The following is a 25587-nucleotide window of genomic DNA, read 5'->3' on the forward strand; positions in this document are numbered from 1 at the left end:
AGCGTCGCCCAAGGTCTCTGAACGGCGACGGCTGACCTGCACTTGTCACTATCTGTGCAGGTCAGCCGCATTGTTCTGTTTCCCTGATAAGGATGAGGCCCCAGGTTCAAGTCCTGGTACGCCCACCCAATCTCACCTCAGAGCCCGGTTCACGCGAACCGGGCTCTTGGTCTTTCTCAGGCCGTCCGCCCCTCCGTGGTCACCTCCCTTTCCCATGTCCGTGAACGCGACGCTGTCCCCGGTACAGGGCCGGTGGAGGCGCGCTGTGGGAGGTCATCGGACGACGACTGAGTTTCGCGGTTTCGGGCTCTTCGGCATCGACTGGAGGGGATTTTGTAAGTCGCGGGGGTTTGTCGGTGGGGGTGTCTACGATGCCGTGGGTGGAAATCGAGGTGGTTGAGCGGAGGCTGCGGGAGGATCCTGGGGATCTGGCCTCGTGGGACGTGTACGGGGAGTGGCTCAGTGGGCGGGGGGACGCCCGGGGGGAGCTGATCCGGCTCGAGCGGCGGCGGGCTCGGGTGAGTCCTCGGCGGCGGGGGGCGTTGGACCGGGAGGTCGCGGCGCTGGAGGAGAAGCACCGGGATGACTGGGACGGGGGGTTACCTCCGACGGCGACCGTGCTGGAGCGGCGGTTCGGGTTCGCCTCCCGGGTCGCGGTGGAGTGGTCCGACGACGCGCCTGTGGCGATCGAGCAGGTGTTGCGGTCGCCGTTCGTGACGGGGCTGCGGGTCAGGCCTCCCGAAGGGAGCGAGGACCACTGGGACGACGGGGAGGGGCGGGATGAGGACGGGGATCCGCTGCCCGCGCCGTTCGTTGAGACAGGTGGGCTCGCGACGCTGAACGTCGGGCGGCTCACTGAGCTCGATCTGTCGTATCTGCGTATCGGCGCGCTTGGCGCGCGGACTCTGGCCGTTTCGGCTCTGCTTCGGGGCGAGACGGGGGCGCCAGGGCGGCTTGAGGTGCTTGACCTGCGGTATTGCTTCGTCGGTGACTCGGGGTTGAACGCGCTCGCCGAGTCGGCGGCGTTCAACGGGGTCCGGCGGCTGCATCTTCAGCGGAACCACATCACGGCGGACGGTGTCGCCGCGCTTCATCGTTTCGAGAACCTCACCGAGCTCGACCTTCGTTACTGCGAGATCGGCGCGGAGGGGGTGCGGACGCTGCTCGACGCGCCGTTCGCCGGCTCGCTCCGGCGGTTGCTGCTGCACCGCGCCGACGTCGGCACCGACGGCGCGAGGCTGCTCGCGCACGCCCCCCAGCTCCCACCCGCGCTACGCGTCCTCTGGAGGTGCCCGTGAGCATCGAGTTGCGTGATCGGTTCTTCGAACTGTCGGCCTTGGACGAGGAGGCCGTACGGTATCGGGCGGAGGTCGACGCGACGGCCTGTGAGCCCGCGGCGGTGGTCGACGGGCTCGCGGTGTCCTGGCATCCGACGGCACGGTTCAAGGCGGTGCGGTTCGTCGATGCCGAGCTGATCGATGAGGAGGTGCGCGAGTACTTCGCCCGTCCGATCGACGACGCGCAGTACCTGGTGGCGGTCTTCGCCGATCCGCACGAGCTGTCGTACCGGACGTTCGAGAACATCCTTCCGCTCGACCGGCTGTTCATGGACGTCCCGCTGGAATTCGGGTTGGACGACCCGGAGGAGTTCGCCGAGGGCGCGTACTCGTTCTCGATGCGTCTTCCGGACGCGACCCGCGCTGCGCTCGAGGGGCTGGACTCGCTGAATCTGTACGTCCCGCCTCTGAACGCGGGGTCGCGTGGCGGCGAGCGTTTCGTCTTCCATTCGGCGCTCCTGGCCGAGGCCCTCGCGCCCGCGATGGCGCAGGCGATGCCCGAGGCGGCCATGGACGGGTTCTCGCACGTGAACCCGGTGTTCCGGTGCAACCGCTTCGAGCCGGGGGACGCCAATTTCCATCGTCACCGCGATACGCCGTACCGGGACGCGGCGCGTAAGCACGTGTCGCGGTACACCGTCCTGCTGTACCTGACCGGCGGGTCGGGCGAGGGGCAGCCTGTCCTCGACCTCACCGGGGGCGGATCGCTCACCGAGATTCCCACGTTGACCTGCGTCGTCTTCGACCAGCGGTACGAGCACGAGGGCGCGCCCTACCGGGACGGGCAGAAGATCTTCCTGCGCACCGAGCTGGTCTTCGGTGAGGCCGGGCTCGGGAACGACCCGGAGATCGGCGCGCTGTTCAGCAAGGCGACCTACCTGACCGGCGAGAGCGTCTTCGCCCCCGAGCTCGCGCGGCACGCCGACGCCTATTACGACCAGGTCGCCGCGGCGCACTGGAACGGGCTCGCGCCGACCGGGGCGGGCGATGGGGCGTTCGTCCACAAGCGGTTCCGCGGGGTGGAGTTCGTCGCGAACGGCTACGACTTCTGGTTCGCCAAGGGCGACGACGTCACGGCGGCCGAGTGCGCCGCGATCACTCTGCTCGACTACTTCAACTGCAAGATCGGCGACACCGCGTTCCGGGACCTGTGCGAGTCGGAGGCCATCGAGGCCGAGGACGCCGCGTGGGTCCCGGGGTTCCTGGCGGAGCGGCGCAGCGAGTCGGCCGTCGTGGCGTTCGACAAGTCCCTCCTGTTCCCCGAGCCGGAGGAGGCGAACGAGCACAGCGAGCCCTGCTGCTCGTTCCACACGGGTCCCCCGGGGAACTACGACGCGACGCGCATGGAGAGCGCCGTCACCCACTACGCCCGGCTTCAGGGGGAGGCGAAGGCGAAGGTCATGCCGGCGCCGATCCTGCTGCTCGGTGAGGAGGTCGTCTTCGCGCCCGACCGGTTCGTGGTCGAGGGCAATCTCATCCACGTCCTCAGCGAGAAGGCGATGACGCCGGTGAATTTCGCGTCGTGTGACGGTCCCGCCTTCGACGCGGAGGACTTCGTCTCCACCGCGACCGCCGTCGGGACGCTCGACCTCCTCGTCCCGCCGATCCTGTTCACCGAGACCGCCGACCACTTCCACCTGCGGTTCGACTTCTTCCGCAACTCCTGGACGGTCGAGCACGAGCAGTCCACGGTGGACGTCCCCATGATCCGGGAGATCGAGGAGGAGGACCTCTACCTCGACGAGGACTGGGAGCTCGACGACGAGGACGCGGACGACGAGTGGGACGAGGACGACGAGGATGAAGAGGGCGAGGACGAGGGCGAGGATGACGAAGGGGAGGGCGAGCGGCCTCAGGTGAGGCCGGCGCTCTAGGGGCGGTCGGCGGTGGCGAGCTCGGCCATCCGGCCCAGGGCCGCCACCCAGAACCGCTGCCGTTCCGGTGTCTGCCCGACGAGGTAGGTGGCCCGCAGCTTCGGGGGAAGGTGCCGGAGCAGGCGGGCCACCGCGTCGAGGTTCCGCTCCAGCTGGGACACCTCGGCGTTGGAGAAGACCTGGTGCACCAGGTCGGTGTCGTCGGTGCCCTCGGTGGACGTCTCGGCCGCGGTGGCCAGCCGGGCCTCCCAGCCGTCCAGGTCGTCCGCGATCTCGGCGAGGCCGGTCTTGCGCAGGCCGGTGAGCCGGGCCTCCAGAGCGGTCAGCGGTACCGGCGCGAACTCGCCCTCACCGAGGTAGATCAGGCCCGACTGGAGCGGCAGGTCCACCCGGTGCAGCTTGATCAGCCGCTCGAGGGTGCGCTTGGTGACCCAGTCGCGGCCCTCGTCGTCGATGTCGTTCTTCCACCATTCGAGGACGGTCTCGGCCGTCTCGCCGTACGTCGAGATCAGCCACTCGTTGGCCGGGATGTCGTCCGGATGCACCTCGTAGCTGACCGTGAACCGGGTGGCCTGCGCGACGTTGTTGCTGCTCACCAGCATTTTGCGGCCCAGGTGGTAGGGCGGGTTCTGCAAGGCGACCTGGGCGCGGAGGTTGGGGATGCGGCGTCCGGCGAGCGTCCACTCCTGCGTGACCTCCATGAGCTTGGCGAAGGTCGCCTTGTCCTTCGGCCGGTTGTACTCGTCCCAGACCAGCACCTTGGGGGCCGGGTCGAGCAGGGAGCGGGTGAGCAGCGCGTCGAGCGCGCCCTCGGGTGTGGGCACGGGGACGCACAGGTCCTCGACGTTGGTGACCGGCAGGGAGAAGTAGACCGGCGGGCGGCCCGTCTCCTCCCGGGCGATCTGCTTGGTGATCTCCGTCTTGCCGCATCCGGGCGGGCCCTGCAGCAGGACGGCCCAGCGGTTCTGCATCGCGGCGCGCAGGATGCGGCGGACCGGGTCGGACACGGTGGACGGGTTGCTCACGCCGACCGCCTTGGCGATGCCGTCGAGCAGTTCGGACGTGTGGTCGCGTCCAGGCTCGCCGTCCTTCCGCTGGTCGACGAGGGCCAGCCGGGTGCCGTTCAGTAGCGGCAGCCCCCAGGCGAGTGGGAATCCGGCGCGTGCGCAGTCGAGGACGTGTTGCAGGGTGCGCGGCGAGAACAGGTGCCGTAGGTGGGGGCTGAGGGAGGCCCACTGCCGGAACACTTCGTGCAGGTCCCAGTCGGGGTAGCGCTCGGCCAGCGCCCGCCGCCAGGCGGTGTCGTTCGCGGACAGCCGGAGCGTGACCATCCGGTCGAGGATCGCCAGGTCGGAGCGGCGCGCGCTGGTCTCGGCCGTCGACTCGTTGTCGGTGAGGAAGACGCCGACGCAGCCGAGCTCGCGCAGGTCGTACTCGCCGAGGCTCCAGTCGCAGGCGATCTGCATGAGCTGCGACTGCACCGTGCTGCCCGCCTGCAGCGAGTCGTCGATGAGCAGGACGAACGGCCGTCCCGGGACGAGCTGCCGCATGACGAGCTGGCGGAGCGCGAGCTCGCCGCTGCGCTCGTCGCGGACGGGCGCGTTGACCAGCAGATCGTCCGGGGTGAGGTTCGCGGCGGGGACGACGACCAGCTCGGTGCCGGGGAAGCGGGCCGGGATGTAGGAGACGAACGTGGAGGTCTTGCCGATGCCGTGCTCGCCGAAGATCTGCCCGGTCTGGCCGGTCTCGATCATCGCGTCGATGAACTTCTCGAGTCGCGCGGCCGGACCGCCGGTCTCGGGCGGGTCCGGGAAGGTGGCGGTGGGGCGCCACCGCCGTTCGCCCTGGTCGGCTCGCGGGGGACGGCTCTGCGCCGGCGCGGTGGGCACGGGTCTGTTCTCCTCGGTCATCGTTCGGACGTGACCCGGTGGCAGGCCATGGGGGGATGGTGGCGTTCGGGCCAGTCGTCGCCGCCGTCGGTGATCAGCCAGATCCACCGGTCGGGTTCGCGCGGGGTGACGTGCGACGCGTAGCCGTCGGTCACCATGATGATCGCGTCGGGCTCGGTCTCGAGGCGCCTGCCGGCGACCTTGAGGCGGCCCTCCGCGTAGTCGACGACGTTCTGGAAGTCGGTGCCGCCTCCGCCGTACACCCGCTCACCGGGGACGAACGGCATGACGACACCGTCGAAGCTGAGCCAGTGGGCCTCGACGCCGTCGGTCTGCCCGACCAGCGTCGTCAGCCATGCGACGACCGAGTCGGGCATCGACCCGGACGTGTCGAACGCGACCAGCACGACCTTCTTCCGTTCCGGCCCGCGCCGGGTCAGCATCGGGTCGTGGCCGAGGGCCAGCAGGATCGCGCCGTGCTTCTTCGGGTAGATGAGGCGCTCGCTCTCCTCGAGCTTCGAGGCGAGGACGTCGACCAGCCAGCGCTGCCACCAGTCGACGCGCCGGGTGACCGGGGTGGTGCCGCGCAGTTTGTCCAGGCCGAGGCCGCCCCACATCCGCGTGATCCGCTCGCCGCCGTCGGTGGAGCGGTCGGCCAGGTCGAGGATCTCGTCGCGGGCGGCCCGGTTGCCGCGCAGAGCGGCCTGGACGACCTCGCGGAGCACCGCGTCGCCGATCTCCCCGACGGTCTCGTCGTCGAGCGTGACGCCCTGCCCGAGGGCGCCGCCCTCGCCGCCGTGGGCGCAGAAGGCGAGCCTGGGCCGTTGGAGGGTCTTCATGCGGCGCAGCTCGCCGTACACCGTGAGGTCGGTGTGGACGAACTCGTCGTAGGTGACCGGCGTGAGGCCCTGCGCGCGCAGGTCGTCCTTGTACTGGTCGTGGATCTTGCGGGGGTCGATGCCCACCGGTTCGGGTGGTCCGCCGTTCTCGCCCGGGACGGTCGGCAGGGACGGCCGGTGGAGCCTCAGCAGCGCGACGTGGTTGATCGCGACCTCGGCGGCGAGCGTGAACCTCGGGTCGCTGCGCAGCACCTCGTCCACGTAGAGGTGCCGGTGCATGAGGTGCCGCGCCTCGTGGAACAGGACGAACTTGACGCCTTCCTGGTCGAGTTCGAGGAAGAAGTACGGGTTGTAGAGCAGGGCGCAGGTGCCGTCGCCGGTGGCGATCACCGCCGCCGTGGGGATCGCGGTGGTCGCGATGTGGTGGTGGCACTTGGAGTACAGCCATGACGCGACCGTGCTCTGCCCGATGCCGAAGTCGAGCAGTGCGGCCTCTTTGGCCTTCCGCGCCTTCTCCACGACGTCCGGATCGGCCGGCTCCTCCGCCATGAGGCGGCGGAGATCCGACAGGCGGGAATCCTCGCGCCCCTTGATCGGGGCGAGGTTCCTGGTCGACTCGCCGTCCGCCATGCGGTGTCCCAACGTGATTCGTCCTGTACCGACAGCAGGAACGTTAGCGGCCCGATCCGACAAAACCTCGCGGGTTGATTCGTTCGGAATCGGCCTGCTTTCAGGTGATTTCTTGGACGTTGCCACCGTTTCGCGGGACCGTCCCCCGGATCGACGGACGGCATCGGTCCGGTGTGCCGTGGATGACCGTTCGTCGACTGTGGAGGGCCGTTCGGCGCAGGTGGGGCGGGAAGGGGCAACCCGCCGCCGGGGATGCCGCTAGCCTCGGACACGTCCGCCGGGCGGCTCCGTCACCAGCGATCCCAATCTGGGGGGTGAGGGACGCGGGGGTGTTGTCGAGCATGAGGCGGATGTCGGGGGAACCCCACGCGGCCGAGCGGATTCCGCTCCGGTCGCGTGGAACCCCCTCCCCCTCCCCTTCCAGGCCGGGTCGGTCGGCCTCGGTTTCTCGTCTCCGTTCCTCGTAGGCGTTGCGAACGCCGTTCCTACCTCGATCGATGTTCGTATCGGGTACGGCATTCGTCGCCCAGTACGATGTTCGCGGGCGGCCGGTCGCGGCCGTCCGGACGAGGGAGGACGCGCGTGGCGAGTCGGGAGGACTCCGGGTCCAGGCCCCGGGCCAGGGCCGCGGCGGCCGCGAGCGGGGACGCCCCGGGCGCGTCCCTCCCGGTGCCCGGATGGCGCGGGCAGCGCAAGGGCGCGGCGTCCGGCCGGGCGAAGCAGCCGCTCAGCCAGGACCTCATCGTCGAGACCGCGATCCGGATCCTGGACGCCGAGGGCCTCGACGGCCTCAGCATGCGCCGCGTCGCGCAGGAGCTCGACACCGGACCGGCCTCGCTCTACGCGCACGTCTCCAACAAGGAGGAACTGCTCGACATCATGTTCGACCGGATCTGCGGGGAGATCGCGCTCCCCGAGCCGGATCCGGCGCGCTGGCGCGAGCAGGTCAAGGAGGTCGCGTACGCCGTCCACAAGGTGATGTCCGCGCATTCCGACATCGCGCGCGTGGCGCTCGGCGCCATCCCGACCGGGGTGAACTCGCTGCGCGTCAACGAGTGGCTGCTGAGCACCCTGCTCGCCGCGGGGATCCCGCCGAACGTCGTCGTCTGGGGCGTCGAGCGCCTGTTCCTGTACGTCAACGCGGATTCGTACGAGGGGTCGCTGCACCTCATCCGGCGGCGCGCGAGCGGGCTGTCGGAGGAGGAGTACATGAGCGGCTTCCTCGGCCAGGTACAGGAGTTCTTCCAGGCGCTGCCCGCGGACCGGTTCCCGGCGACCGTGCGGCACGTCGGGCCGATGCTGTCGCCTGAGGCGGCGGACGGCGAGGACCGCTTCGAGTTCGGTCTCGAGCTCATCCTGCGCGGCCTGGAGTCGTACGGGGATCGGTAGCCCGCAGCCCGTGTGACCTGCGGCAAGGACGTTCGAGGAAGTCTCCCGAAGAAATTTTCGCGGACGTGTCGATCCGGGGCCGCCCCCGTTCGACCTAGGTGTGAAGGGCTGGACCTAGGCTCGGAAACGGACAGGGGAGACAGAACCATGAAGTACATGATGATCATGCGCGCCACCGACGAGGGCTACGCGAGCATGGCGGACGTCGACTTCGGCAAGATGCTGGAGACCGTCGGCCGGTACAACGAGGAGCTGATCAGGGCGGGCGTGCTGCTCGCCGCCGAGGGCCTCGCCGACGCGTCCGAGAGCGTCGTCGTGGACTACTCGGCCGAGCCGCCGATCGTCACCGACGGCCCGTACGGGGAGACGAAGGAGCTGTTCGGCGGCTTCTACATCCTCAACGTGGCGTCCAAGGAGGAGGCCGTCGAGTGGGCCAAGCGGTCGCCGCTGACCGGCGCGGGCTTCAAGACCGAGATCCGCCGCGTCACCACGATCGACGAGTTCCCGCAGGACAACGAGTGGGTCCGCAAGGAGCGCGAGTGGCGCGAGTCCACGGGGCAGCTCTGAGATGACCGATTCCGCCGGCCGCCCCTTGTCCGCTCCCGATGACGGCGGGTCCCGGAACACTGCATCCGGGAACGCCGCATCCGGGAGCGGAGTGGCGATGGACGAGTGGGCGGCGGCGGGGCTCGCGTCCGGGGACATCGCGGCGACCCTCGCCGGGAACGCCCTGGCGGCCCACGGAGGCCCCGGCGCCGGGGCCTCCGGCAGGGCCGGACGCGAGGCCGTGGCGGCGGTCTGGCGGATCGAGTCCGCGCGGATCGTCGGCGCGCTCGCCCGCTACACCGGGGACTTCGCGCTCGCCGAGGACCTCGCGCAGGAGGCGCTGGCCGAGGCGCTGGTGAGCTGGCCGCGCGACGGCGTGCCGCGCAGCCCCGCCGGATGGCTGCTGACGGTCGGACGGCGGCGCGCGATCGACGCGTTCCGCCGCCGCTCCGCCCTGGACGACCGGTACGCCACCCTGGCCCACGAGCTGGGCGAGGGCGGCGCCGCGGCGGGGGCGGCTCCCGTCGATCCCGTCCGGGACGCCGACGCGGTGCTGTGGGACCCGGACCAGATCGACGACGACGTCCTCGCGCTGATGTTCGTCGCGTGCCACCCCGTCCTGTCGCGGGAGGCGCGGGTGGCGCTGACGCTGCGCGTCGTCGGCGGTCTGACCAGCGACGAGATCGCGCGCGCCGTGCTCGCGCCGACCGCGACCGTCCAGGCGCGGATCACCCGCGCGAAGAAGACCCTCGCGGCGGCCGGGGTGCCGTTCGCGCAGCCGGCGGCGGACGAGCGGGCCGCGCGGCTCGGCTCGGTGCTCAGCGTCCTCTACGTGATCTTCACCGAGGGGTCGTCGGCGAGCTCGGGCGACGAGGTGATCCGGTTCGACCTGGCGGCGGAGGCGCTGCGGCTCGCGCGCGTGCTGAGCCGCCTGCTCCCGGACGAACCGGAGGTGCACGGCCTGCTGGCCCTGCTCGAACTGACCGCCGCCCGGTTCCCGGCCCGCACCGCCCCGGACGGCGCCCCGGTGCTGCTCGAACAGCAGGACCGGGGCCTCTGGGACCAGGCCGCGATCCGCCGCGGACGCGCCGCCCTCGCCCGCGCCGAGCGGCTCGGCCGCGGATTCGGCGCCTACGGGCTGCAGGCCGCCATCGCCGAACGCCACGCGGTCGCGCCGTCGGTCGAGGCGACGGACTGGGAGCGGATCGTCCAGATCTACGAGGCGCTCGGGCGGCTCGCGCCGTCCCCGGTCGTCGCGCTGAACCGGGCGGTCGCGGTGTCGATGGCGCGCGGCCCGGCCGCCGCCCTCCCGATCGTGGACGACCTGGTCACGGCCGGGACGCTGGAGAACTCGCACCTGCTGCCGAGCGTCCGGGGCGAGCTGCTGACGCGCCTCGGACGCGTCGACGAGGCCCGCGCCGATCTCGAACTCGCCGTGAAACTCTGCGCGAACGACCGCGACCGCGAGCTTCTGCAGCGCAAGCTCGACGCTCTCGGCTGAGGCGTTGCCGCAGGTCGGCGGCGGGTTGTCAGCGTTCTTCCGGTGGCAGCCGGATGACGGCGGATCCGTTGTTGAGGTCGATGCGGGTGCGCGGAGGAGCGCCGTCGGTCTCGTCGTCCCGCATCATGAGCGACGAGGCGCGCTGGTCGATCTGGTTCCGGTGCGTGCCCTGGAAGAACGCGCTGAGCTCGCCGACGGCGACCGAGGAGACGGGGCGCCCGGTGTCGTCCCGCCGCCAGGGGAGACGGAACCGGCGGTGCGCCCACCAGCCCAGATGGTCGAGGACGGAGAACACGATCAGCCCGAGCAGAAGCCCGGGGACCGACATGAACGCTACGAGTGCCACGCTTGACCAACGAGCGCGGCACTCTCCTGGTTGCGTCCGACTAGTTCTGGATCGCGGGCTTCAGGACGTCCTCGCACCACTGGCGGAACGAGGTCGGGCTGCCGTCCTCGGGCGTGCGCGGCCGCGCGTGGTAGATGCGGTCCTCGTCGATGGCCCGCATCATGTCGACCAGGCCCTGCGCCCACGCCTCGCTCAGGCCGAAGCGCATCATGGTGGCCTTGTACTCCTCGGACGTCACCGGCTGGAAGCGGATCGGGCGGTCCAGGACGTCCGACATGACGCGGGCCATGTCGTCGGCGGAGAGGTCCTCGGGGCCGAGGATCCGAACGCCCTCCTGGCCTTCCCACGTGGGGTCGAGCAGGAGGCGCGCGGCGACGGCGGCGATGTCGCGGGTGGCGACGGCGGGCTCCCTGCGGTCCGGCGTGACCGGCGAGCTGAACAGGCCCGCGGCCTTCAGGGCCGGGATGCTCCGCAGCATGTTCTCCATGAATCCGGGCAGTTCGAGGGCGCGGTAGTGGACGCCGGTCGCCTCGATCATCGCGTCCATGTCGAGGTTCGCGGAGATGTGGCCGGCGTTCTTGGCGACTCCGCGTCCGAGCGTGGAGACGCCCACGACGCGCTGGACGCCGGTCTCGGCGATGACCTCGCAGAACGGGCGGGTGAACTCGAGGAAACGGTCCTCGACGCTCGGCGCGGAGGGGTCCGGTGGGACGAGCCAGAAGACGCTGTCGGCGCCGGTGAGCGCCTTGGAGAGGACGTCCTTCTCGTTGTTCGAGCCCTGGATGACCTCGGTCTCCTCACGCACGCGCGCGGGGAGGCGGGCGGGGTCGCGGGCGATGACGCGGATGGGCGGCGTGACCCCGTTCTCGTTGGCGTTCGTGTCGAGCAGGGTTTCGAGGATCTGGCGGCCGATCTGGCCGGTGGGCGCCGTGATGACGATCATTGGTGAACCTCCGATGGGGGATGCACCGATCAGCCAACCCTTGGTCCCGCCGAAGCTGAAGGACCGGTTCGATCGCGATTGATACCCTCCCGATATGAGTGATCTGGAGGTGCGGCAACTCCGGTACTTCGTCGCGGTCGCGGAGGAGCTTCACTTCGGCCGCGCCGCCGAGCGCCTGGGGATGGCGCAACCGCCGTTGTCCCGGGCCATCCGCGAGCTCGAACGTCAGGTGGGGGTCACACTGCTGGAACGCACCACGCGGAGCGTCTCGCTGACGCCCGCTGGTGAGGTTCTGTTGCGGGACGCCCAGACCGTCCTCGAATCCGTAGGCGCGGCCGCTCGCCGGGCCCGTCACGCTGGACGGCCAGAGCCTCGGCTTCGGCTCGCGCTCAAGGCTGACATCGACGGCGGAATGCTGTCCGCGATCCTGGCCGCCTACCAGCAGGAGGACGCGGCGCTCCCGGTGGAGCTGGTGTGGGGCGGACGTGGCGAGCAGCCGCAGGCGCTTCGTGACGGGCTCGCCGACGTCGCCCTGGTGCTCAGCCCGTTCGACGGCCGCGGCCTGGACGCCGAGCCCCTGCGAACCGAGCCCCGGATGGCCGTTCTCGCGGCGGACGATCCGCTGGCCGCGCGCACGACCCTGGAACTCGCCGATCTGTCGGGGCGCCTCCTGCCGGACGGGTCGCCCGCCGTCCCGGGCGAGACGCCACCCGCGATCGATGGCCGGCGGGCGCTGGCGGAGGGACGGGGACTGGTCGCCGAACCCCGTCCGCCGGTGTCCGATCTGACGCAGGTCTTCCGGCTCGTGGAGCTGGGCTGCGTCGTCTGCCTGCTGCCCGAATGGGTGACGCGCGTGTATCCGCGCGCCGAGCTGGCGTACATCCCGGTGGTGGACGTGGAGCCCGCCGTCCTGTCGGTCGCCTGGCCGCGCGACGCGCGCTCTCCGGCGACGGCGGCGTTCGTCCGCGCCGCTCAGGCGGCCTTCGGGTCCGTGAGCGCTCCGCCGTCCGCCGAGGCGCCGGCCGAGCGGCCTCCGGCGGACGGGCGACGCGCGACGGACGGGCGACGCGCGACGGGTGGACGACGCGCGACGGGTGGACGACGCGCGACGGGTGGACGACGCGCGACGGACGCCGGGGTCAGCTGACAGGCGTCCGGCGCGGGGCGCGGAGCAGGAAGAACGCGATCAGGACGACGACGAGGACGGTCAGCGCGACGTCCACGCCGATGGCCAGGCGCATGCCCGAGAGCAGATCGGACGCGGCGGTCGAGGAGCCGGTGCGGGCGGCGGCGACGGCGCCGATCACCGGGATGCCGAGGGTGAACGCGATCTGCTGGGACATCGTCGTGAGCCCGGTGGCGAGGCCCTGTTCGTCGTCCGGCAGGCCGGACGTGGCGGTGACGGTGAACGCGACGATCCCGTAGACGTGGCCGAAGAAGCCGATCGCGCTGGTCACGAGGACGAGTGTCAGGCCGGTGCCGCGGTCGGTGCCGAGCGCGAGCAGCGCCAGGTTCGAGATCGCCTGGACCGCCAGGCCGAGCACCAGGCTGGTGTGCGCTCCGATGCGTCCGATCAGGCGCGGCCCGACGACGCCCGCGATCGCCGCGGTGACCCCGGGGACGCCGAAGACCAGGCCGGTGACCAGCGCCGAGTACCCCAGGACGTTCTGCAGGTAGATCGTCAGCAGGAAGACCATCGCGGTCTCCATCGCGAAGACGGTGAAGCCGCCGAGGTTGCCCCAGCCGACCGTCCGCCTGGTGAGGACGCGCATCGACGCCAGCGGTTCGGCGGCGCGGGTTTCGACGAGACCGAAAAGGGCGAGCAGCAGGACGCCGGCGCCGATCGCGATGAGCGCGACCGGGTCGCTCCAGCCCACGTGGCCCGCCTGCGTCACCCCGTACACCAGGCTGAGCAGGCCGCCCGTCACCGTGATCGCGCCCGGGACGTCCAGGCGGACCCGCGAGCGTTCCCGGTCGGCGGCGAGCAGGACGGGCGCGGCGACGAGCAGCACGGCCGCGACCGGCGCGTTCACCAGGAACGTCCAGCGCCAGCTCAGGCCCTGGGTGAGGACGCCGCCGAACAGCGCCCCGGCGGCGAACCCGGCGGCCATGAGCGCGCCGTTCAGGCCGAGGGCGCGGCGGCGTAGCGGGCCCTCCGGAAAGGAGGTGGTGAGCAGCGAGAGCGCGGCAGGGGTGGCGAGCGCGGTCGCGAGTCCCTGCAGGACGCGGCCGGTCAGCAGCATGGCCTGGCCGTTCGAGAGGCCGCCGGCCAGTGAGCCGATCATGAGCAGGAGCAGTCCGGCCATGAACATGCGACGGCGTCCGAAAAGGTCGGCGACACGTCCGAAAAGCAGCGTGAACCCGGCCGCGGGCAGCGCGAACGCGGTGGCGATCCACTGGAGTCCGCCGAGCGACAGGCCGAGCGCGTGGCCGATGTCGGGGAGCGCGACGTTGAGGATGGAGAAGTCGACCGCCAGCATGAACTGCGCGCCCAGCAGCAGCGTCAGCACGAGTCTCTGGCGGGTGGACATCCGGCCGGGCGCGGGTGGCGAGCCCCCGGCATCGGTGGCGGTAGCGGCGGTCGCGGCGTCCGGAGGGTCGGTCTGGACGGACATGGCGGGTCCTTCGTCTGGGCTCGGGCCGGGGGACGGTCCCGCCGGTCGCCGACGAATCTGCCGCGTCGCTTTCGGACTGCCCAGAACCCGCCGATTGGTACCACCGGCAGGGACAGGATCCCGCCCCTCGGTCCGGACATACTGGACATCATGGAGCTGGACACCGATCTCGGCACGTTCCTCAAGTCGCGGCGCGCGAGGCTGACCCCGGAGGATGTCGGCCTGATCAGCTACGGGACGCGCCGGCGCGTCCCCGGGCTGCGGCGCGAAGAGCTGGCCCAGCTCGCGGGGGTCAGCGTTCAGTACTACACGCGGCTCGAGCAGGGGCAGAGCCGGAACGCGTCCGACGGGGTGCTCGCGGCGCTCGCGGACGCGCTGCGCCTGGACGAGCCCGAGCGCCTCCACCTCCGGTCGCTGAACAGTGCGGGCACGCGCCCGGCGGCCCGGCGGCGCACCCCGCGCGAACGGCTGCACCCGGCCGTCGAGCAACTCCTGGAGGCCACGCCGGACGCGGCGATGATGGTCATGGGCCGGTTCACGGACATCCTGGCCTGGAACCCCCTCGGGCACGCGATGTTCGGCGGGCACCTGGACGCCGACGCTCCGGCGCGTCCGGCGGATCGTCCGAACATGTCCCGGATGGTGATCCTCGATCCGCACATGCGTGAGCTGTTCGTCGACTGGGACGGCAAGGTCGAGGAGGTCGTCGCGCACCTGCGGATGGCCGCGGGGCGGTACCCGGACGACCCGCGCATCGCCTCCCTGGTGGGCGAGCTGACGCTGAAGAGCCCGCGGTTCGCGTCGGCCTGGTCGTCCCACATGGTGAAGGAGTGCGGGCCGACCGTGAAGGACTTCCACCACCCGCTGGTAGGTCCGCTGACGCTCGCGCAGTTGCCGCTCCAGCTCCCGGACGAGCCCGACCAGCGGATCGTCACGTGGACGGCTGAGCCGGGATCGCCCAGCCAGGCCGCCCTGCGCCTGCTGGGGCGTCCGTCGGCGACCGTCCGCGATCTCGAACGGCGCCGGTGATTGATCTCCGGGCCGGTCCGTGGAAAACCTGGGGATGACGATGGGGAGACAGTGGTGATACAGGGACCTTTTTCGAGCTCACCGGCTGTGCACAGAAGTTATCCACAGGCTGTGGATGACGATGCCGTTCGAGGGCGTCCGGCGTAGCGTCGAGGGTGGTCGGCGTTCAGGACGGGAGGTGATCTGTGGACGGTGACGCCGTCGTGGCGAGCAGGATCCGCGCGGCCTGCCCGGCGTCCTCGGCGGGGGCGGGGAAGGCCGAGACGGCCGCGGTGACGATGGCGCCTTCGGCGAGCAGCGCGATGTGGGAACCGGTCGCCGGCGGGGCACCGGCGGCCTCCGTGAGGCCCGCGACATAGGCGCGGAAGGCGTCCTTGTGGTGGCGGGCGGCGGACGCCACCACGGGTGATGTCGCGCCCAGCTCGCCGAACGAGTTGACGAAGGCGCAGCCACGGAAGTCGTCCTCGGTGAACCATCGGGCCAGCCAGTCGAACACGGCCAGCACCCGCTCCTGCGGAGTGCCCTCGGTCGCCTCGACGTACCGGGCGAGCGCGTCACGCCAACGCTCGTCCCGGCGGGCCAGATACGCCTCGACCAGCGCCGACTTGGACGGGAACAGCTGGTAGAGCCGCCGCAGGGTCACTCCGGACGCCGTCCGGACGGCGTCCATGCCGACGGCCTGGATCCCCTGGCCGTAGAACAGTCGCTCGGCCGCGTCCAGCACCCGCTCTCGAACCGCGTCGCCACCAAGGCCGCCCTCCAGGGAGTGCCTCTCTCCCTGAAGTGGCCCTGCCACTGCGTCACGTCCGACTGCGGCACCTGGCGGCATGGGGGCTGGAGTCGGGACGGGGAGTGGTTCGTGAGGGGCCGGGGGGCGGGGAGTGGTGGTGTCGGTCACGGCGCTTCCTCTGGTGTGAGAACCATCGTTCTCGTACTGTATCCGCTGATGGCGAGAACGGTCGTTCTCGCCGGGATGGGAGGAGACGTCATGACGGAGCGACGCATGCCCGTGCCGCCGTTCAACGCGGAGACGGCCGCGCAGAAGGTGCGGTCCGCCGAGAACGCCTGGAACACGCGCGAGCCCGAACGGATCGCCCTCGCCTACTCGCTCGAGAGCCGGTGGCGCAACCGCGCCGAGTTCGTCAACGGCCGGGACGAGATCGTCGCCTTCCTCACCCGCAAGTGGGAGCGCGAGCTCGACTACCGCCTCATCAAGGAGCTGTGGGCCTACAACGACGTCCGGATCGCCGTCCGCTTCGCCTATGAATGGCACGACGAGTCCGGGCAGTGGTACCGCTCCTACGGCAACGAGAACTGGGAGTTCGATGACGACGGGCTGATGACGGAGCGCCACGCCAGCATCAACGATCTCCCCATCGCCGAGTCCGACCGCCTGTTCCACTGGCCGCAGGGGTCCCGGCCCGACGACCACCCCGGCCTGTCCGCCCTTGGCCTCTGATCTGTTCCGCTTCTTGGCGGACGCGAGTCGGGGCCTTCGCCGGGGGATCAGGGGGCCGTGGCTGAGGTGATGAAGATGGGGAGGGCCAGGTAGAGGCGATCGGTGGCGGCTCGGGCGTGCTGGTCGGCGATCCAGGCGTCCGCTTGGGCGGCGGTGATCGCACCGGTCGTGCGGGCGGCCTCGGCCAGGCCGGTGAGCAGCGGAGACAGGGACGCGTCGGTGAAGACGCCGGTGCGGACCTCGGACCGGACGTCGTGGAACCCGGCGTCCAGGAGGAGGTTGCGGTAGCGGCGGGCGGCGCGCGGGGACGTGACCAGGTCGGCGCGCGCGTGGACGATCGTCCTGGTGAGCGATGGTGTGTCCGAGTCGATGACGAAGGTGTCCCAGTCCTGGCCCAGGAGGACGATGCGGCCGCCGGGGGTGAGGACGCGGCGGGCTTCGGCGAGGGCCTTCGCGGGGTCGGGGAGTTCGTGGAAGACCTTGTCCGCGCGGTAGCCGTTCACCGACGCGTCCGGCAGGGGAAGGGCCTCGGCGGACGCGATCCGGAAGTCGGCCTCGGGGGCGCGGTCGCGGGCCACGGCGATCATCTGCTCGTTCGGGTCGACGCCGGTGGCGTGGACACCCCGTCCGGCCAGTTCGGCGACGGCGCGCCCGGTGCCGCAGCCGACGTCCACGATGGACGATCCGGGCCCGGCGTGCAGAAGGTCGTAGGACGCGGTGCGCAGGCGCACGGCCTCGGGCATGTCGTCGGCGGCGTCCAGGGCGGCGATCAGGTTCTTGATCATGCGGGTAAGGCTGCGACTTAATGTCGACATGAAGTCAAGCCGTCCGGAGCGGACGACCATCGGTGGGATCGCCGGACGTTTCGGGCTCGCCACCCATGTCCTGCGGCATTGGGAGGCGGAGGGGCTGCTGGATCCGGCGCGGGACACCGCCGGGCGCCGCCGCTACGCCGAGGCCGACGCCACGCGCGTCGCCGTCATCCTGCGTGCCAAGGAGGCGGGCCTCTCACTGGACACGATCCGCGTGCTGATCGCCGAACCGGCACGGAGACGGACCGTCCTGCGTGCTGAGGCGGAGGCGCTTCGCACGCGCATCGCCGCAGCTCAGAAGTCCCTCAGGCTGCTCGAATGCGCCCTCGGGTGCGGGCATGAGGACGTTACGCGGTGCGCCCATTTCCAGGAGGTGCTCGCCGAGCGGGGGAGTTCAGAGAGCTGACCCCTGTTTCGCCGAGGCGGTCCGGGAGATGAGGGCGAGGGTGACGGCGGCGCCCACGGCGAGGACGGCGCCCGTGGAGGAGAGGGTGGCGAGCGTCCCGAAGACGGCGACACCGAGGGCGGTTCCGGTCTGGCGGGCGGCGTTGAGGGCGCCCTGGCCGGTCCCGGCGAGCGCGAGGGGCACGGCCGCGGACATGTCGGCGATGCAGGACGGGATGGCCAGCGGGCTTCCGACTCCGACGAGGACCTGCACCAGGATGATCGTCCACAGGGAGTCGCCGCCCGCGGCCAGCAGGATCCCGCCCGCGAGGTCGAGCGCCATCCCGGCCTGCATCACGCGGCGCGCGCCGAAGCGGACGACGTAACGGCCGGTCAGGAGCGGGACGAACAGGACGGGCACGGTCATCGGCAGGAACGCGGCACCCGCCTGGACCGGCGACAGGCCCTTCCCGTCGACCATCCACTGCGTCAGCGCGAACAGGAGCCCGTAGTAGACGAACTGCGACATCACGCCCACGATCAGGTCGACGCGGACGCGGCCCAGCGCCATCAGCGCGGGCGGCAGGACCGGGGACGCGGCGCGCCGCTGGACGGCGGGCAGCAGGCCGATGGCGATCGCCGCGATGACGAGGCCCGCGATCGGACGCGTCCGGAGCCAGCCGCCGGTGCCGCCGTCGACGAGGCCGAAGGTGAGCGCGACGAGTCCGGTGACCGACAGGAGGATGCCGGAGCGGTCGACCGGCCCGGCCGTCCCGCCGCGGTGTCCGCTGAGTCCGCGCGAGGCCGCGAGCGTCAGGAGCGCGACCGGGACGTTCACGAGGAACACCAGCCGCCACCCGCCGAGCGCGACCAGCGCGCCGCCGAGGACGGGTCCCCCGACGACGCCGATCCCGGTGATCGCGACGGACGCGCCGATGCGCCGCGACCGCTGGGCGGGGTCGGGGAAGAGCGCGGCGAGCAGCGCCATCGACGCGGGCACCAGCCCGGCCGCGGGCACCCCGAGGAGGGCGCGCCCGGCGATCAGGACCGTCACGTCCGGCGCGAACGCGCAGAGCAGCGAGAACAGCGCGAACCCGGCGAGCGCGGCGCGGTAGACGCGGCGTGGTCCCCAGCGGTCCGCGATCGAGCCGGACGCCAGCATCAGACCGGCGAGGACGACCGTGTAGGCGTCCACGGCCCAGGGCAGCGCGGCCGCGGGGGCGTGGAGGTCGGAGCGCATGTCGGGCAGCGCCACGTTCAGGATCGTCGCGTCCAGCGCGATCATGAAGTTGCCCGCCGCGATCCCGGCGAACCGGAACGTCGTCCGCCGTGGAGGACGTACCGGGGCCGCGACGGCCTCGCCGGATATGCCGATGCTCAGGGACATGACCGTGAAGCTCCTGGTGAGAAGGGGAGTGGAACGGTCTCCACTTCACTCCTCCGGTCCGTCCCGAACCAGGGGCACTCTGCGCGCGCAGCGATCACGATCCGAGATCGTGGTCCTGGACTCGGCAGGCGGCGAGGAGGGCCTCGGTGCGCGAGGGCGTGTTCGGCGGGACGACCAGCATGGCCGGGAGCGACAGCGGCGGCCGGACGGGCCGGAACGCGACCCGGGTGGTGCGGACCTGGTCGGCGGCGGACGCGTAGAGGACCGTCCATCCGTCGGTGCCCGCGGCCAGCGACGCGAGGGTGTCCTGGAGGGTGCTGTGCGGCGGCCCCGGAACCGGGGTGAATCCGGCGTCCTGGCACGCCCGGGTGACCAGGTCGACGAGCGCGGGGTTGGCGCGCCGCTCGACGAGGACGAGCGGCAGCGAGGCGAGGTCGCCGAGGTCCAGCGTGGGCGCGCTCGCCAGCGGATGGCGGCTGGGGAGCGCCACCATCAGCTCGTCCCGCCAGACAGGGATCATCCGGACGTCGTGCCCGAGGTCGTCGTCCACGCCGCGGAGGAACGCGGCGTCGAGCTCGCGCTCGGCCACGCGCCGGAGGCGTTCCTCGGGGGAGACCGCGGCCAGCTCGACCCGGTAGCCGCTCGCGGCGAGCGCCTCGAGGACGCGGGTCAGCCGGTCGCCCATCCCCCGGCTCGTCCCGAGGCGCAGGACGGTTTCACGTGAATCGACGTACTCGCCGATCGTGTCGACCGCGCGGCGCTCGGCGTCCAGGACGGCACGGGCGGCGGGAAGGAAGACGGCGCCGGCCTCGGTCAGCCGGACGTGCCGGGGCGAGCGGTCGAACAGCTCGACGCCGAGCTCCCGTTCCAGCCGTCCGATCTGCTGGCTCACCGCCGACTGAACGATCGTCAGACGCTCGGCTGCGCGTCCGAAATGTAGCTCTTCGGCGACGGTGACGAAGTATCTGAGCTGACGCAGTTCCATGGCCGGATCAGGGTAATCCGTGCCGGGCGGCCACATTTGCGTGCCTGGGCGGGGACGGTCTGGTCCGGGGCCCGCCTCGCGCGCGTGCGCGTCCGCGATGCTGGGACGCCGGAAGGGAGCCGCCATGTACGACGAGACGCTGAGTCCCGCCCGGGACGAGATCCTCGAAGTGGCCCGCGCGGACCGCACGTCGCTCTACACGCACTCGGTGATCGGCGCCGCCGCGCACGTGCTGTACGACATGGAGGAGGTGCTGTTCGAGCATGGCGTCTACGATCCGTACACGCGCTGGTCAGGGCCCCTGCCCGCGCGGATCCTCCGGGCCTGCGCCGAGCGGTTCACCCGCGAGTGCCTCTACGTGGACGAGGACGTCGAGCCGGTCAAGCTGCTGGACACCGTGGTCTGGCAGGCGTCGGTCCACCTGGACGCCGAGCTGACGCCGGTCGAGGGGCCGGTGATGGCCGTCTGCCGCGCCGAGGTCGGCTATGTGAGCCTGCCGCGCGCGGGCGCCGCTCCCCTGCTGGTGACGCTCGGCCGCCCGGACGAGGCCGCCGCGCAGATGATCATGAGTTCCGGGGGCGGCGGCTTCCTCGGCCCCTACCGGCCCGGCCCGTGGACCTGGAACCTCACCACCCGGACGCCGGGCACGTACTTCATCGGCGACGGCACCCGTGTCGTCGCGCCCGCGCCGTCCCACGAGACGGCCGCCGAGGTCGGCGCGATCGTCGCGGGCGTCCTGGCCGGCGACATCGTCCCGCCCTGTGGCGTGGACTGACCCGCGCCCGGCCGTCTGAACCCGCTCTGACCGCCTGCCCTGCTGACCGCCTGCCCTGCTGGCCTTCCCTGCTGGCCTTCCCTGCTTGCCTTCACTAAGCGCCCGACCCCAACCTTGACCGCCTAGGTCCGTCTTGACCGTCCGCCTGGCCGCGCCCCCCTCTAAGGCCGAGGCGCGCTCGTCTCAGGGGTTGGGACGGGCTTGGGCGTTGGTGCGGAGGTGGTCGGCCAGGGCGAGGAAGACGAAGAAGTTCGGGATGCGGCTGACGGACGTCGTCGACAGCGACAGCCACTTCCCGGTGACGCGCAGGGAGACGACGCCGCTGTTGACCTTCACGTCGTCCACCTCGGTCCAGGAGACGGACTTGGTGCCGGAGCCGACCGCGGTCGGGGTGAGCCACAGTGGTCCGAAGTCGAGGCGCTCGCCCGCGCGCAGGCGCGTGACGGCCATCGGGAGCTGCGCGTCCGTGACGGCCTGCTGGATGGCCGGGCCCCACTGTTCCGGATGGGCGAAGCCGCCGCTCAGCGTCACCTGCCGGCCGGCCGTGTCGGTCAGCGTGTACGCGTAGGTGATGCGCGTGGTCTGGCCATAGCGCGTGTACCGGACGATGTTCTGCAGCACGTTCGTGTTGTCGTACCGCACGGCCCGGACGCCTCCCCCGAACGCTGACGTGAGGCCGCGTTCGAAGAGGTCGAGTCGCGCGCCCTCGTTGCGTCCGGCCATCGTGGAGTAGCGGAAGTACGCGTACGCGAAGATCAGGAATGGAACGGCGAGGACGAACATCAGGGCCGGGTAGCCGGTGGCGAGGCACAGCACGCACAGGGCGAGCATGACGAGCGCGGCGATGCCGACGCGGTTCGCGTGCCGTGACTGGGCGCCCGCGATCGACGGGTAGGCGGCGCGGTGGGCACCGAGGTCCGCGTGCGCCGCGTGCTCGCCGATCTGCTGCTCGGTCACCGTGCTCGCCCCCAGGGGTCGTCGGCCCGCCGGGTTCGCCCCGGTTGCTGGCGAGTCTCTAACAGACGATATTGTCTGGCAAGAATGAGGTGGCCGGTATGCCCGACTGATCACGAATCTATGTCCGGCGTCAACCAGAACGTCCCCTCGCGCGTCGCCCTTTCACACACACTTCTCCACACCCCACACGCACGTACGCTCTGCTTCCGCTGAACGTTCTTCACCTTCTTCACACCCGACGCGGAGGGAACACCCCTTGCTTCGCATCGCCACGGTCGGTGTGACGAGCACGCTGCTGCTCGGCACCCTGGCCACCCTGCCGGCGTTCGCCGACGACGGGACGGGCACGGTCACCATCGCCGCGGCCCCCGCCTCGGTCGACCCCGAGCACCCGACCGCCACCATCACCGGCAAGGTCACCGGCACCGACGGCGCGCCCGTCGCCGCCGGGACCGCCGTCGAGCTGACCGCTCCGGCCGGCCAGGGCGACGTCACCGCCGGCAGCACCGACGCCGACGGCAACTACACCGCGACCCTGTCGCCCAACGGCACGTCCGACTCGGTCGTCGTCGCCGCGAGCGTTCCGTCGCTCGGCCTCACGTCCGGGCAGGTGACCGTCGCGATCACCCGCGGGCAGACCGACGCGGTCATGAACGCCGACAAGTCCACCCTGGACGAGGGCCAGTCGCTGACCCTGAGCGGCGCCGTCACCTACAACGGGACGGCCGTCCCCGGCGGCAAGGCCGTCATCGGGCAGACCCCGGACGGCGACTGCACCGCGCCCGCGATGGCCCCGCAGACGCTCACGGTCGGCGCGGACGGCAAGTTCAGCACGTCCGTCAAGCCGAACTGCAGCGGGACGTTCTACGTCGACACCAGCCCGGCCGGCCTCTACAAGGGCAAGCGGGTCACCCTCGGCCACACCACCGTCCGGTACGCAGGAAAGCTCGCCTTCTCCGCCACCATGGACGCCTACGGCCAGATCACCGCCTGGACGAACCTGAACTCGCCGTCCGGCGGCGGGCAGATCTACAACCGCAAGGTCGTCCTGGAGTACTCCGCCAACGGCACGACCGGCTGGAAGACCGTGAAGACCTTCGCGGACTACGGCAGCGGGTACAAGACGTCGCTGCGCGTCTACTACTCGGGCTACTGGCGGTCGCGGTTCCTCGGCGACGCGAACTTCGCGCCGTCGGTGTCGCCCTCCAAGAAGCTGTGGCGCTGGTCGACGAAGATGACGAAGCTGAACGCCTCCAAGACGTCGATCAAGAAGAACAAGTACATCACCGTCTCCGGGTACCTGTCCCGCTGGAACACGTCCAAGAACGGGTACGCCGCGTTCGGCGGGCAGAGCGTCCGGATCATCTTCCGCTTCAAGGGCAAGAAGACCTGGTACCACGTCAAGTGGGTGAAGACGGACCGCAAGGGCCACTACAGCGCGAAGGTCCGCGCCTATGGCGACGGCTACTTCGCGGCGGTCTTCGCGGGCACGAGCGACACCTGGGCGGCGGGCACGCCCAATGACCGGTACGTGAACACCTACGCCGTCCCGTCGCCGGGGCAGCGGTCGGGTCCCGCGCCGATCGTGGACGTCCGCCCTTGGCGCGGCTAAGCGTATTTGGGTGACGTGTAAGGGAGGCCGGGGACGCCGGGCCGTGTCTGATACGGCCGCGGCCCACCCGGCCTCCTGTAGTCCACGCCCATGGCGTCCAGCCGGGCGTAGTGCTCCTCGCGCATGCGGCGCTCGAAGTCGTCGTAGTCGCGCCCCTCGGACGGCGACCAGACCGCCTCGGCGAACGCGCTGAGGCGCGGGAAGACCATGTAGTCGATCCGCTGCTGGCTTTCGGTGTGCTCCGTCCACATGTTGGCCTGCGCGCCCAGGACGTGGTGTGCCTGCTCGGTTCCGGTGAGTTCCGGTGCGACGGGCTCGAATTCGTACACGTCCCTAAGCGACTGCACCCAGCCGAACGCGACCGGCTCGTCCGGATGGTCACTCTGCCTGTGGTCGAGATAGACCTCTTGGGTCGGGCTCATGATGACGTCGTGGCCCGCCATGGCGGCGGTGACGCCACCTTCGCGTCCGCGCCAACTCATTACGGCGGCCCCTTCGGCGAGACCGCCTTCGAGGATCTCGTCCCAGCCGACTAGGCGACGGCCGCGTTCGGTGAGCCAGCGGTCGAAGTGCTGGATGATCCACGATTGCAGTCCGTCCTCGTCGCCCACGCCGAGTTCCCGGATGCGGGCCTGCGCGGACGGTGACGCCTTCCACTCGTCCTTGGGGCATTCGTCGCCGCCGACGTGGACGAACCGGCTCGGGAAGATCTCGAGCACCTCCTCCAGGACGCCCTCGAGGAACCGCAGCGTCTCCTCGTCGGCGTTGAGGACGTGCGGGTTGACCCCCCAGTCCGTCTTCACTCCGAGCGAGGCCGTGTCGGTGACGTCGGTGTTGCCCAGCTCCGGGTACGCGGCGATCGCGGCCTGCATGTGACCGGGCAGGTCGATCTCCGGGACGACCGTGATGTGCCGTTCGGCCGCGTAGGCGACGATCTCGCGGAGGTCGTCCTGGGTGAGGAATCCGCCGTGCGCGCGCTCGTCCCACAGCTCCGGTTCGGCGAGGCCGATCCGCGTCCTCCGGCGGGACGATCCGACCTCCGTGAGCTTCGGGTACCGCTTGATCTCGATGCGCCAGCCCTGGTCGTCGGTCAGGTGCAGGTGCAGGACGTTCAGCTTGTGCGCGGCGATCAGGTCGACGTACCGGAGGATGCCGTTCTTGGGGGTGAAGTGGCGCGCGATGTCCAGCATGAAGCCGCGCCAGCGGAAGCGCGGCGCGTCCTCGATGACGACTTGGGGCAGCTCGCGGGGCGCGTCGGATCCGGCTTGGCGGTGGGCGTCCGGGCCGAGCAGCTGGCGGAGGGTCTGGCGTCCCCAGAACACGCCCGCGTCGTCGCCGCCGGCGATCTCGACGGTGCCGTCCGCGCCGACCGTGAGGCGGTATCCCTCGGGCGGCAGGGTGTCGTCGACGCGGGTCCGGACCGTCCCGCTGAACGGCACGGGCTCGGCGCCGGGCGAGATCCGGGCGGGACGGGGCACCAGGTTCAAGATCGTCACGTGGACGATCCTCTCCGCCCCCACGCCCCTCCAAACCGGAAGCAATCCCTCGTCACAGGGCGAAATGGGCGGGCGACGGGCGGGTGTCCGGCGCGGGACGGACGGGTGGACGGCGCGCGGCGCACGGGATTTTGGCCACTCTTGCCATATTTCGGACGCCCGTCGTTGGTGAACATAACGGTGTTCGTCCCCTCGCCAAGGAGGCCCCGTGAAGCAGTTCGCCAAGAAGCAGAACCCCCGGACGGCCCGCGCGTCCTGGACCAGACGCGCCGTCGTCACCGTCGTCGCCGCCGCGTCCGTGACGGGCGCCGCGGTCAGCGTTCCGGCCGCGAACGCGTCCGTCTACCAGACCTGCACGATGTCGACGTGCGCGGACGGCAGCAGCGCGGCGGCGACCTGGGCGTCGAAGGGCTGGCCGTCGAGCAGCGGCTGGTACGCGTGGCCGGACGGCCGCTACAACTACACCGGCGGCGTGTTCCAGAACCGCGAGGGCCAGCTGCCGAGCGGCGTGTCCTACCACGAGTACGACGTCTACTCGCGGGCCAAGGGCGCGGCCCGGGACGCCTACCGGATCGTCCACAGCAGCACGGGCAAGGTCTACTTCTCGCCCGACCACTACGCGAACTTCTACCTGCTCAGCAAGTGAAGTCTGAGCGCTAGTGCGCTGACCGGAAATGATCACCGGGTTGGGTGACACGCCGTCGGGCTTGCCGGGTTCGGGCGGGTTCTGTGTCCAGACTCGATCCCGTCGGGATCGAGTCTGGGGAGGTGGCGGGTGGCGG

At 71.0% G+C, this 25587-nt stretch carries 23 protein-coding genes; 12 read left to right on the forward strand and 11 right to left on the reverse strand.

All coding sequences use genetic code 11. The features are described from left to right. Positions 1 to 380: 380 nt before the first annotated feature. Positions 381 to 1298, forward strand: a complete 918-nt coding sequence (locus EBO15_RS36070; RefSeq protein ID WP_147481815.1) for a leucine-rich repeat domain-containing protein — start codon at positions 381 to 383, stop codon at positions 1296 to 1298. Then, on the forward strand, positions 1295 to 3211 hold the full coding sequence (locus EBO15_RS45525; protein WP_199745015.1) for a hypothetical protein: 1917 nt from the start codon (positions 1295 to 1297) through the stop codon (positions 3209 to 3211). The genes EBO15_RS36070 and EBO15_RS45525 overlap by 4 nt, the downstream gene beginning before the upstream one ends. Here EBO15_RS45525 and EBO15_RS36080 read toward each other — a convergent pair. Further along, positions 3208 to 5100, reverse strand: coding sequence for an ATP-binding protein (locus EBO15_RS36080; RefSeq protein ID WP_233616671.1), 1893 nt, complete (start codon positions 5098 to 5100; stop codon positions 3208 to 3210). The genes EBO15_RS45525 and EBO15_RS36080 overlap by 4 nt on opposite strands. Before the next feature lie 17 nt (positions 5101 to 5117). Continuing rightward, positions 5118 to 6569, reverse strand: a complete 1452-nt coding sequence (locus tag EBO15_RS36085; RefSeq protein ID WP_199745016.1) for a DUF2201 family putative metallopeptidase — start codon at positions 6567 to 6569, stop codon at positions 5118 to 5120. A 582-nt stretch (positions 6570 to 7151) separates the two neighbouring features. Here EBO15_RS36085 and EBO15_RS36090 point away from each other — a divergent pair. From EBO15_RS36090 to EBO15_RS36100, 3 genes are all read left to right on the forward strand, one after another. Further along, positions 7152 to 7958, forward strand: a complete 807-nt coding sequence (locus EBO15_RS36090) for a TetR/AcrR family transcriptional regulator (protein WP_233616672.1) — start codon at positions 7152 to 7154, stop codon at positions 7956 to 7958. A gap of 147 nt (positions 7959 to 8105) precedes the next feature. Further along, the gene (locus EBO15_RS36095) at positions 8106 to 8525 is read left to right on the forward strand and encodes a YciI family protein (RefSeq protein WP_122198967.1); all 420 of its coding nucleotides are present in this window, start codon (positions 8106 to 8108) and stop codon (positions 8523 to 8525) included. Between the two features lie 97 nt (positions 8526 to 8622). Further along, positions 8623 to 10005, forward strand: coding sequence for an RNA polymerase sigma factor (locus EBO15_RS36100; protein WP_122198968.1), 1383 nt, complete (start codon positions 8623 to 8625; stop codon positions 10003 to 10005). Between the two features lie 28 nt (positions 10006 to 10033). Here EBO15_RS36100 and EBO15_RS36105 read toward each other — a convergent pair whose 3' ends face one another. Next, positions 10034 to 10351, reverse strand: a complete 318-nt coding sequence (locus EBO15_RS36105; RefSeq protein ID WP_147481816.1) for a DUF6191 domain-containing protein — start codon at positions 10349 to 10351, stop codon at positions 10034 to 10036. A 40-nt stretch (positions 10352 to 10391) separates the two neighbouring features. Beyond that, on the reverse strand, positions 10392 to 11294 hold the full coding sequence (locus EBO15_RS36110) for an NmrA family NAD(P)-binding protein (protein ID WP_122198970.1): 903 nt from the start codon (positions 11292 to 11294) through the stop codon (positions 10392 to 10394). 94 nt (positions 11295 to 11388) lie between these two features. Between EBO15_RS36110 and EBO15_RS36115 the strand changes: the two genes are divergently transcribed. After that, the gene (locus EBO15_RS36115; RefSeq protein WP_122198971.1) at positions 11389 to 12441 is read left to right on the forward strand and encodes a LysR family transcriptional regulator; all 1053 of its coding nucleotides are present in this window, start codon (positions 11389 to 11391) and stop codon (positions 12439 to 12441) included. On the opposite strand, the gene EBO15_RS36120 is transcribed toward EBO15_RS36115, so the two are convergent. After that, entirely contained in the window at positions 12434 to 13909 is a 1476-nt protein-coding gene (locus EBO15_RS36120) for an MFS transporter (RefSeq protein WP_199745017.1), read from the reverse strand. The two genes, EBO15_RS36115 and EBO15_RS36120, sit on opposite strands and share 8 nt — an antisense overlap. Positions 13910 to 14059: 150 nt before the next feature. On the opposite strand from EBO15_RS36120, the gene EBO15_RS36125 reads away from it, so the two are divergent. Then, positions 14060 to 14938, forward strand: coding sequence for a helix-turn-helix domain-containing protein (locus EBO15_RS36125; RefSeq protein ID WP_122198972.1), 879 nt, complete (start codon positions 14060 to 14062; stop codon positions 14936 to 14938). Positions 14939 to 15104: 166 nt separating this feature from the next. Here EBO15_RS36125 and EBO15_RS36130 read toward each other — a convergent pair whose 3' ends face one another. Continuing rightward, positions 15105 to 15734 (reverse strand): TetR/AcrR family transcriptional regulator, encoded by a 630-nt coding sequence (locus EBO15_RS36130; protein WP_233616673.1) that lies wholly within the window; start codon positions 15732 to 15734, stop codon positions 15105 to 15107. A 192-nt stretch (positions 15735 to 15926) separates the two neighbouring features. Here EBO15_RS36130 and EBO15_RS36135 point away from each other — a divergent pair, with 192 nt between their 5' ends. Next, positions 15927 to 16397 carry a nuclear transport factor 2 family protein gene (locus tag EBO15_RS36135; protein ID WP_122198974.1) on the forward strand — a complete coding sequence of 157 codons (471 nt, stop codon included), beginning with the start codon at positions 15927 to 15929 and terminating at the stop codon, positions 16395 to 16397. Positions 16398 to 16444: 47 nt separating this feature from the next. Here EBO15_RS36135 and EBO15_RS36140 read toward each other — a convergent pair whose 3' ends face one another. After that, positions 16445 to 17182, reverse strand: coding sequence for a methyltransferase domain-containing protein (locus EBO15_RS36140; RefSeq protein ID WP_199745018.1), 738 nt, complete (start codon positions 17180 to 17182; stop codon positions 16445 to 16447). Positions 17183 to 17210: 28 nt separating this feature from the next. On the opposite strand from EBO15_RS36140, the gene EBO15_RS36145 reads away from it, so the two are divergent. After that, positions 17211 to 17615, forward strand: a complete 405-nt coding sequence (locus tag EBO15_RS36145) for a MerR family transcriptional regulator (RefSeq protein WP_122198976.1) — start codon at positions 17211 to 17213, stop codon at positions 17613 to 17615. Here the strand turns inward: EBO15_RS36145 and EBO15_RS36150 are convergent. Both EBO15_RS36150 and EBO15_RS36155 read right to left on the reverse strand, forming a co-directional pair. After that, a complete protein-coding gene (locus tag EBO15_RS36150; RefSeq protein WP_122198977.1) occupies positions 17604 to 18980 on the reverse strand; it encodes an MFS transporter in 1377 nt (458 codons plus the stop codon). The genes EBO15_RS36145 and EBO15_RS36150 overlap by 12 nt on opposite strands. 94 nt (positions 18981 to 19074) lie before the next feature. After that, positions 19075 to 19965, reverse strand: coding sequence for a LysR family transcriptional regulator (locus EBO15_RS36155; protein WP_122198978.1), 891 nt, complete (start codon positions 19963 to 19965; stop codon positions 19075 to 19077). Positions 19966 to 20089: 124 nt separating this feature from the next. On the opposite strand from EBO15_RS36155, the gene EBO15_RS36160 reads away from it, so the two are divergent. After that, positions 20090 to 20740 (forward strand): hypothetical protein, encoded by a 651-nt coding sequence (locus EBO15_RS36160; protein ID WP_122198979.1) that lies wholly within the window; start codon positions 20090 to 20092, stop codon positions 20738 to 20740. Positions 20741 to 20923: 183 nt separating this feature from the next. Here the strand turns inward: EBO15_RS36160 and EBO15_RS36165 are convergent, their stop codons facing one another. Further along, complete coding sequence (locus EBO15_RS36165; RefSeq protein WP_122198980.1) at positions 20924 to 21697, reverse strand: DUF6585 family protein; 774 nt, start codon at positions 21695 to 21697, stop codon at positions 20924 to 20926. 256 nt (positions 21698 to 21953) lie between these two features. On the opposite strand from EBO15_RS36165, the gene EBO15_RS36170 reads away from it, so the two are divergent. Then, the gene (locus EBO15_RS36170; protein WP_122198981.1) at positions 21954 to 23309 is read left to right on the forward strand and encodes a carboxypeptidase-like regulatory domain-containing protein; all 1356 of its coding nucleotides are present in this window, start codon (positions 21954 to 21956) and stop codon (positions 23307 to 23309) included. Here the strand turns inward: EBO15_RS36170 and EBO15_RS36175 are convergent. Continuing rightward, on the reverse strand, positions 23306 to 24748 hold the full coding sequence (locus EBO15_RS36175) for a beta-N-acetylhexosaminidase (RefSeq protein ID WP_233616675.1): 1443 nt from the start codon (positions 24746 to 24748) through the stop codon (positions 23306 to 23308). The two genes, EBO15_RS36170 and EBO15_RS36175, sit on opposite strands and share 4 nt — an antisense overlap. Positions 24749 to 25013: 265 nt before the next feature. Here EBO15_RS36175 and EBO15_RS36180 point away from each other — a divergent pair, with 265 nt between their 5' ends. Beyond that, positions 25014 to 25451 carry a ribonuclease domain-containing protein gene (locus EBO15_RS36180; RefSeq protein WP_199745019.1) on the forward strand — a complete coding sequence of 146 codons (438 nt, stop codon included), beginning with the start codon at positions 25014 to 25016 and terminating at the stop codon, positions 25449 to 25451. The last annotated feature ends 136 nt before the right edge of the window (positions 25452 to 25587 follow it).

It is taken from the genome of Actinomadura harenae (assembly GCF_003696215.1).
Lineage (GTDB): Bacteria > Actinomycetota > Actinomycetes > Streptosporangiales > Streptosporangiaceae > Spirillospora > Spirillospora harenae.

What these genes read in the sequence shown, in the direction of transcription:
- EBO15_RS36160 (WP_122198979.1), top strand. Translation starts at nt 20,090, where the DNA reads ATGTACGACGAGACGCTGAGTCCCGCCCGGGACGAGATCCTCGAAGTG.
- EBO15_RS36150 (WP_122198977.1), bottom strand. Translation starts at nt 18,980, where the DNA reads ATGTCCCTGAGCATCGGCATATCCGGCGAGGCCGTCGCGGCCCCGGTA.
- EBO15_RS36155 (WP_122198978.1), bottom strand. Translation starts at nt 19,965, where the DNA reads ATGGAACTGCGTCAGCTCAGATACTTCGTCACCGTCGCCGAAGAGCTA.
- EBO15_RS36085 (WP_199745016.1), bottom strand. Translation starts at nt 6,569, where the DNA reads ATGGCGGACGGCGAGTCGACCAGGAACCTCGCCCCGATCAAGGGGCGC.
- EBO15_RS36125 (WP_122198972.1), top strand. Translation starts at nt 14,060, where the DNA reads ATGGAGCTGGACACCGATCTCGGCACGTTCCTCAAGTCGCGGCGCGCG.
- EBO15_RS36120 (WP_199745017.1), bottom strand. Translation starts at nt 13,909, where the DNA reads ATGTCCGTCCAGACCGACCCTCCGGACGCCGCGACCGCCGCTACCGCC.
- EBO15_RS36135 (WP_122198974.1), top strand. Translation starts at nt 15,927, where the DNA reads ATGACGGAGCGACGCATGCCCGTGCCGCCGTTCAACGCGGAGACGGCC.
- EBO15_RS36095 (WP_122198967.1), top strand. Translation starts at nt 8,106, where the DNA reads ATGAAGTACATGATGATCATGCGCGCCACCGACGAGGGCTACGCGAGC.
- EBO15_RS36145 (WP_122198976.1), top strand. Translation starts at nt 17,211, where the DNA reads ATGAAGTCAAGCCGTCCGGAGCGGACGACCATCGGTGGGATCGCCGGA.
- EBO15_RS36110 (WP_122198970.1), bottom strand. Translation starts at nt 11,294, where the DNA reads ATGATCGTCATCACGGCGCCCACCGGCCAGATCGGCCGCCAGATCCTC.
- EBO15_RS36100 (WP_122198968.1), top strand. Translation starts at nt 8,623, where the DNA reads ATGGACGAGTGGGCGGCGGCGGGGCTCGCGTCCGGGGACATCGCGGCG.
- EBO15_RS36140 (WP_199745018.1), bottom strand. Translation starts at nt 17,182, where the DNA reads ATGATCAAGAACCTGATCGCCGCCCTGGACGCCGCCGACGACATGCCC.
- EBO15_RS36115 (WP_122198971.1), top strand. Translation starts at nt 11,389, where the DNA reads ATGAGTGATCTGGAGGTGCGGCAACTCCGGTACTTCGTCGCGGTCGCG.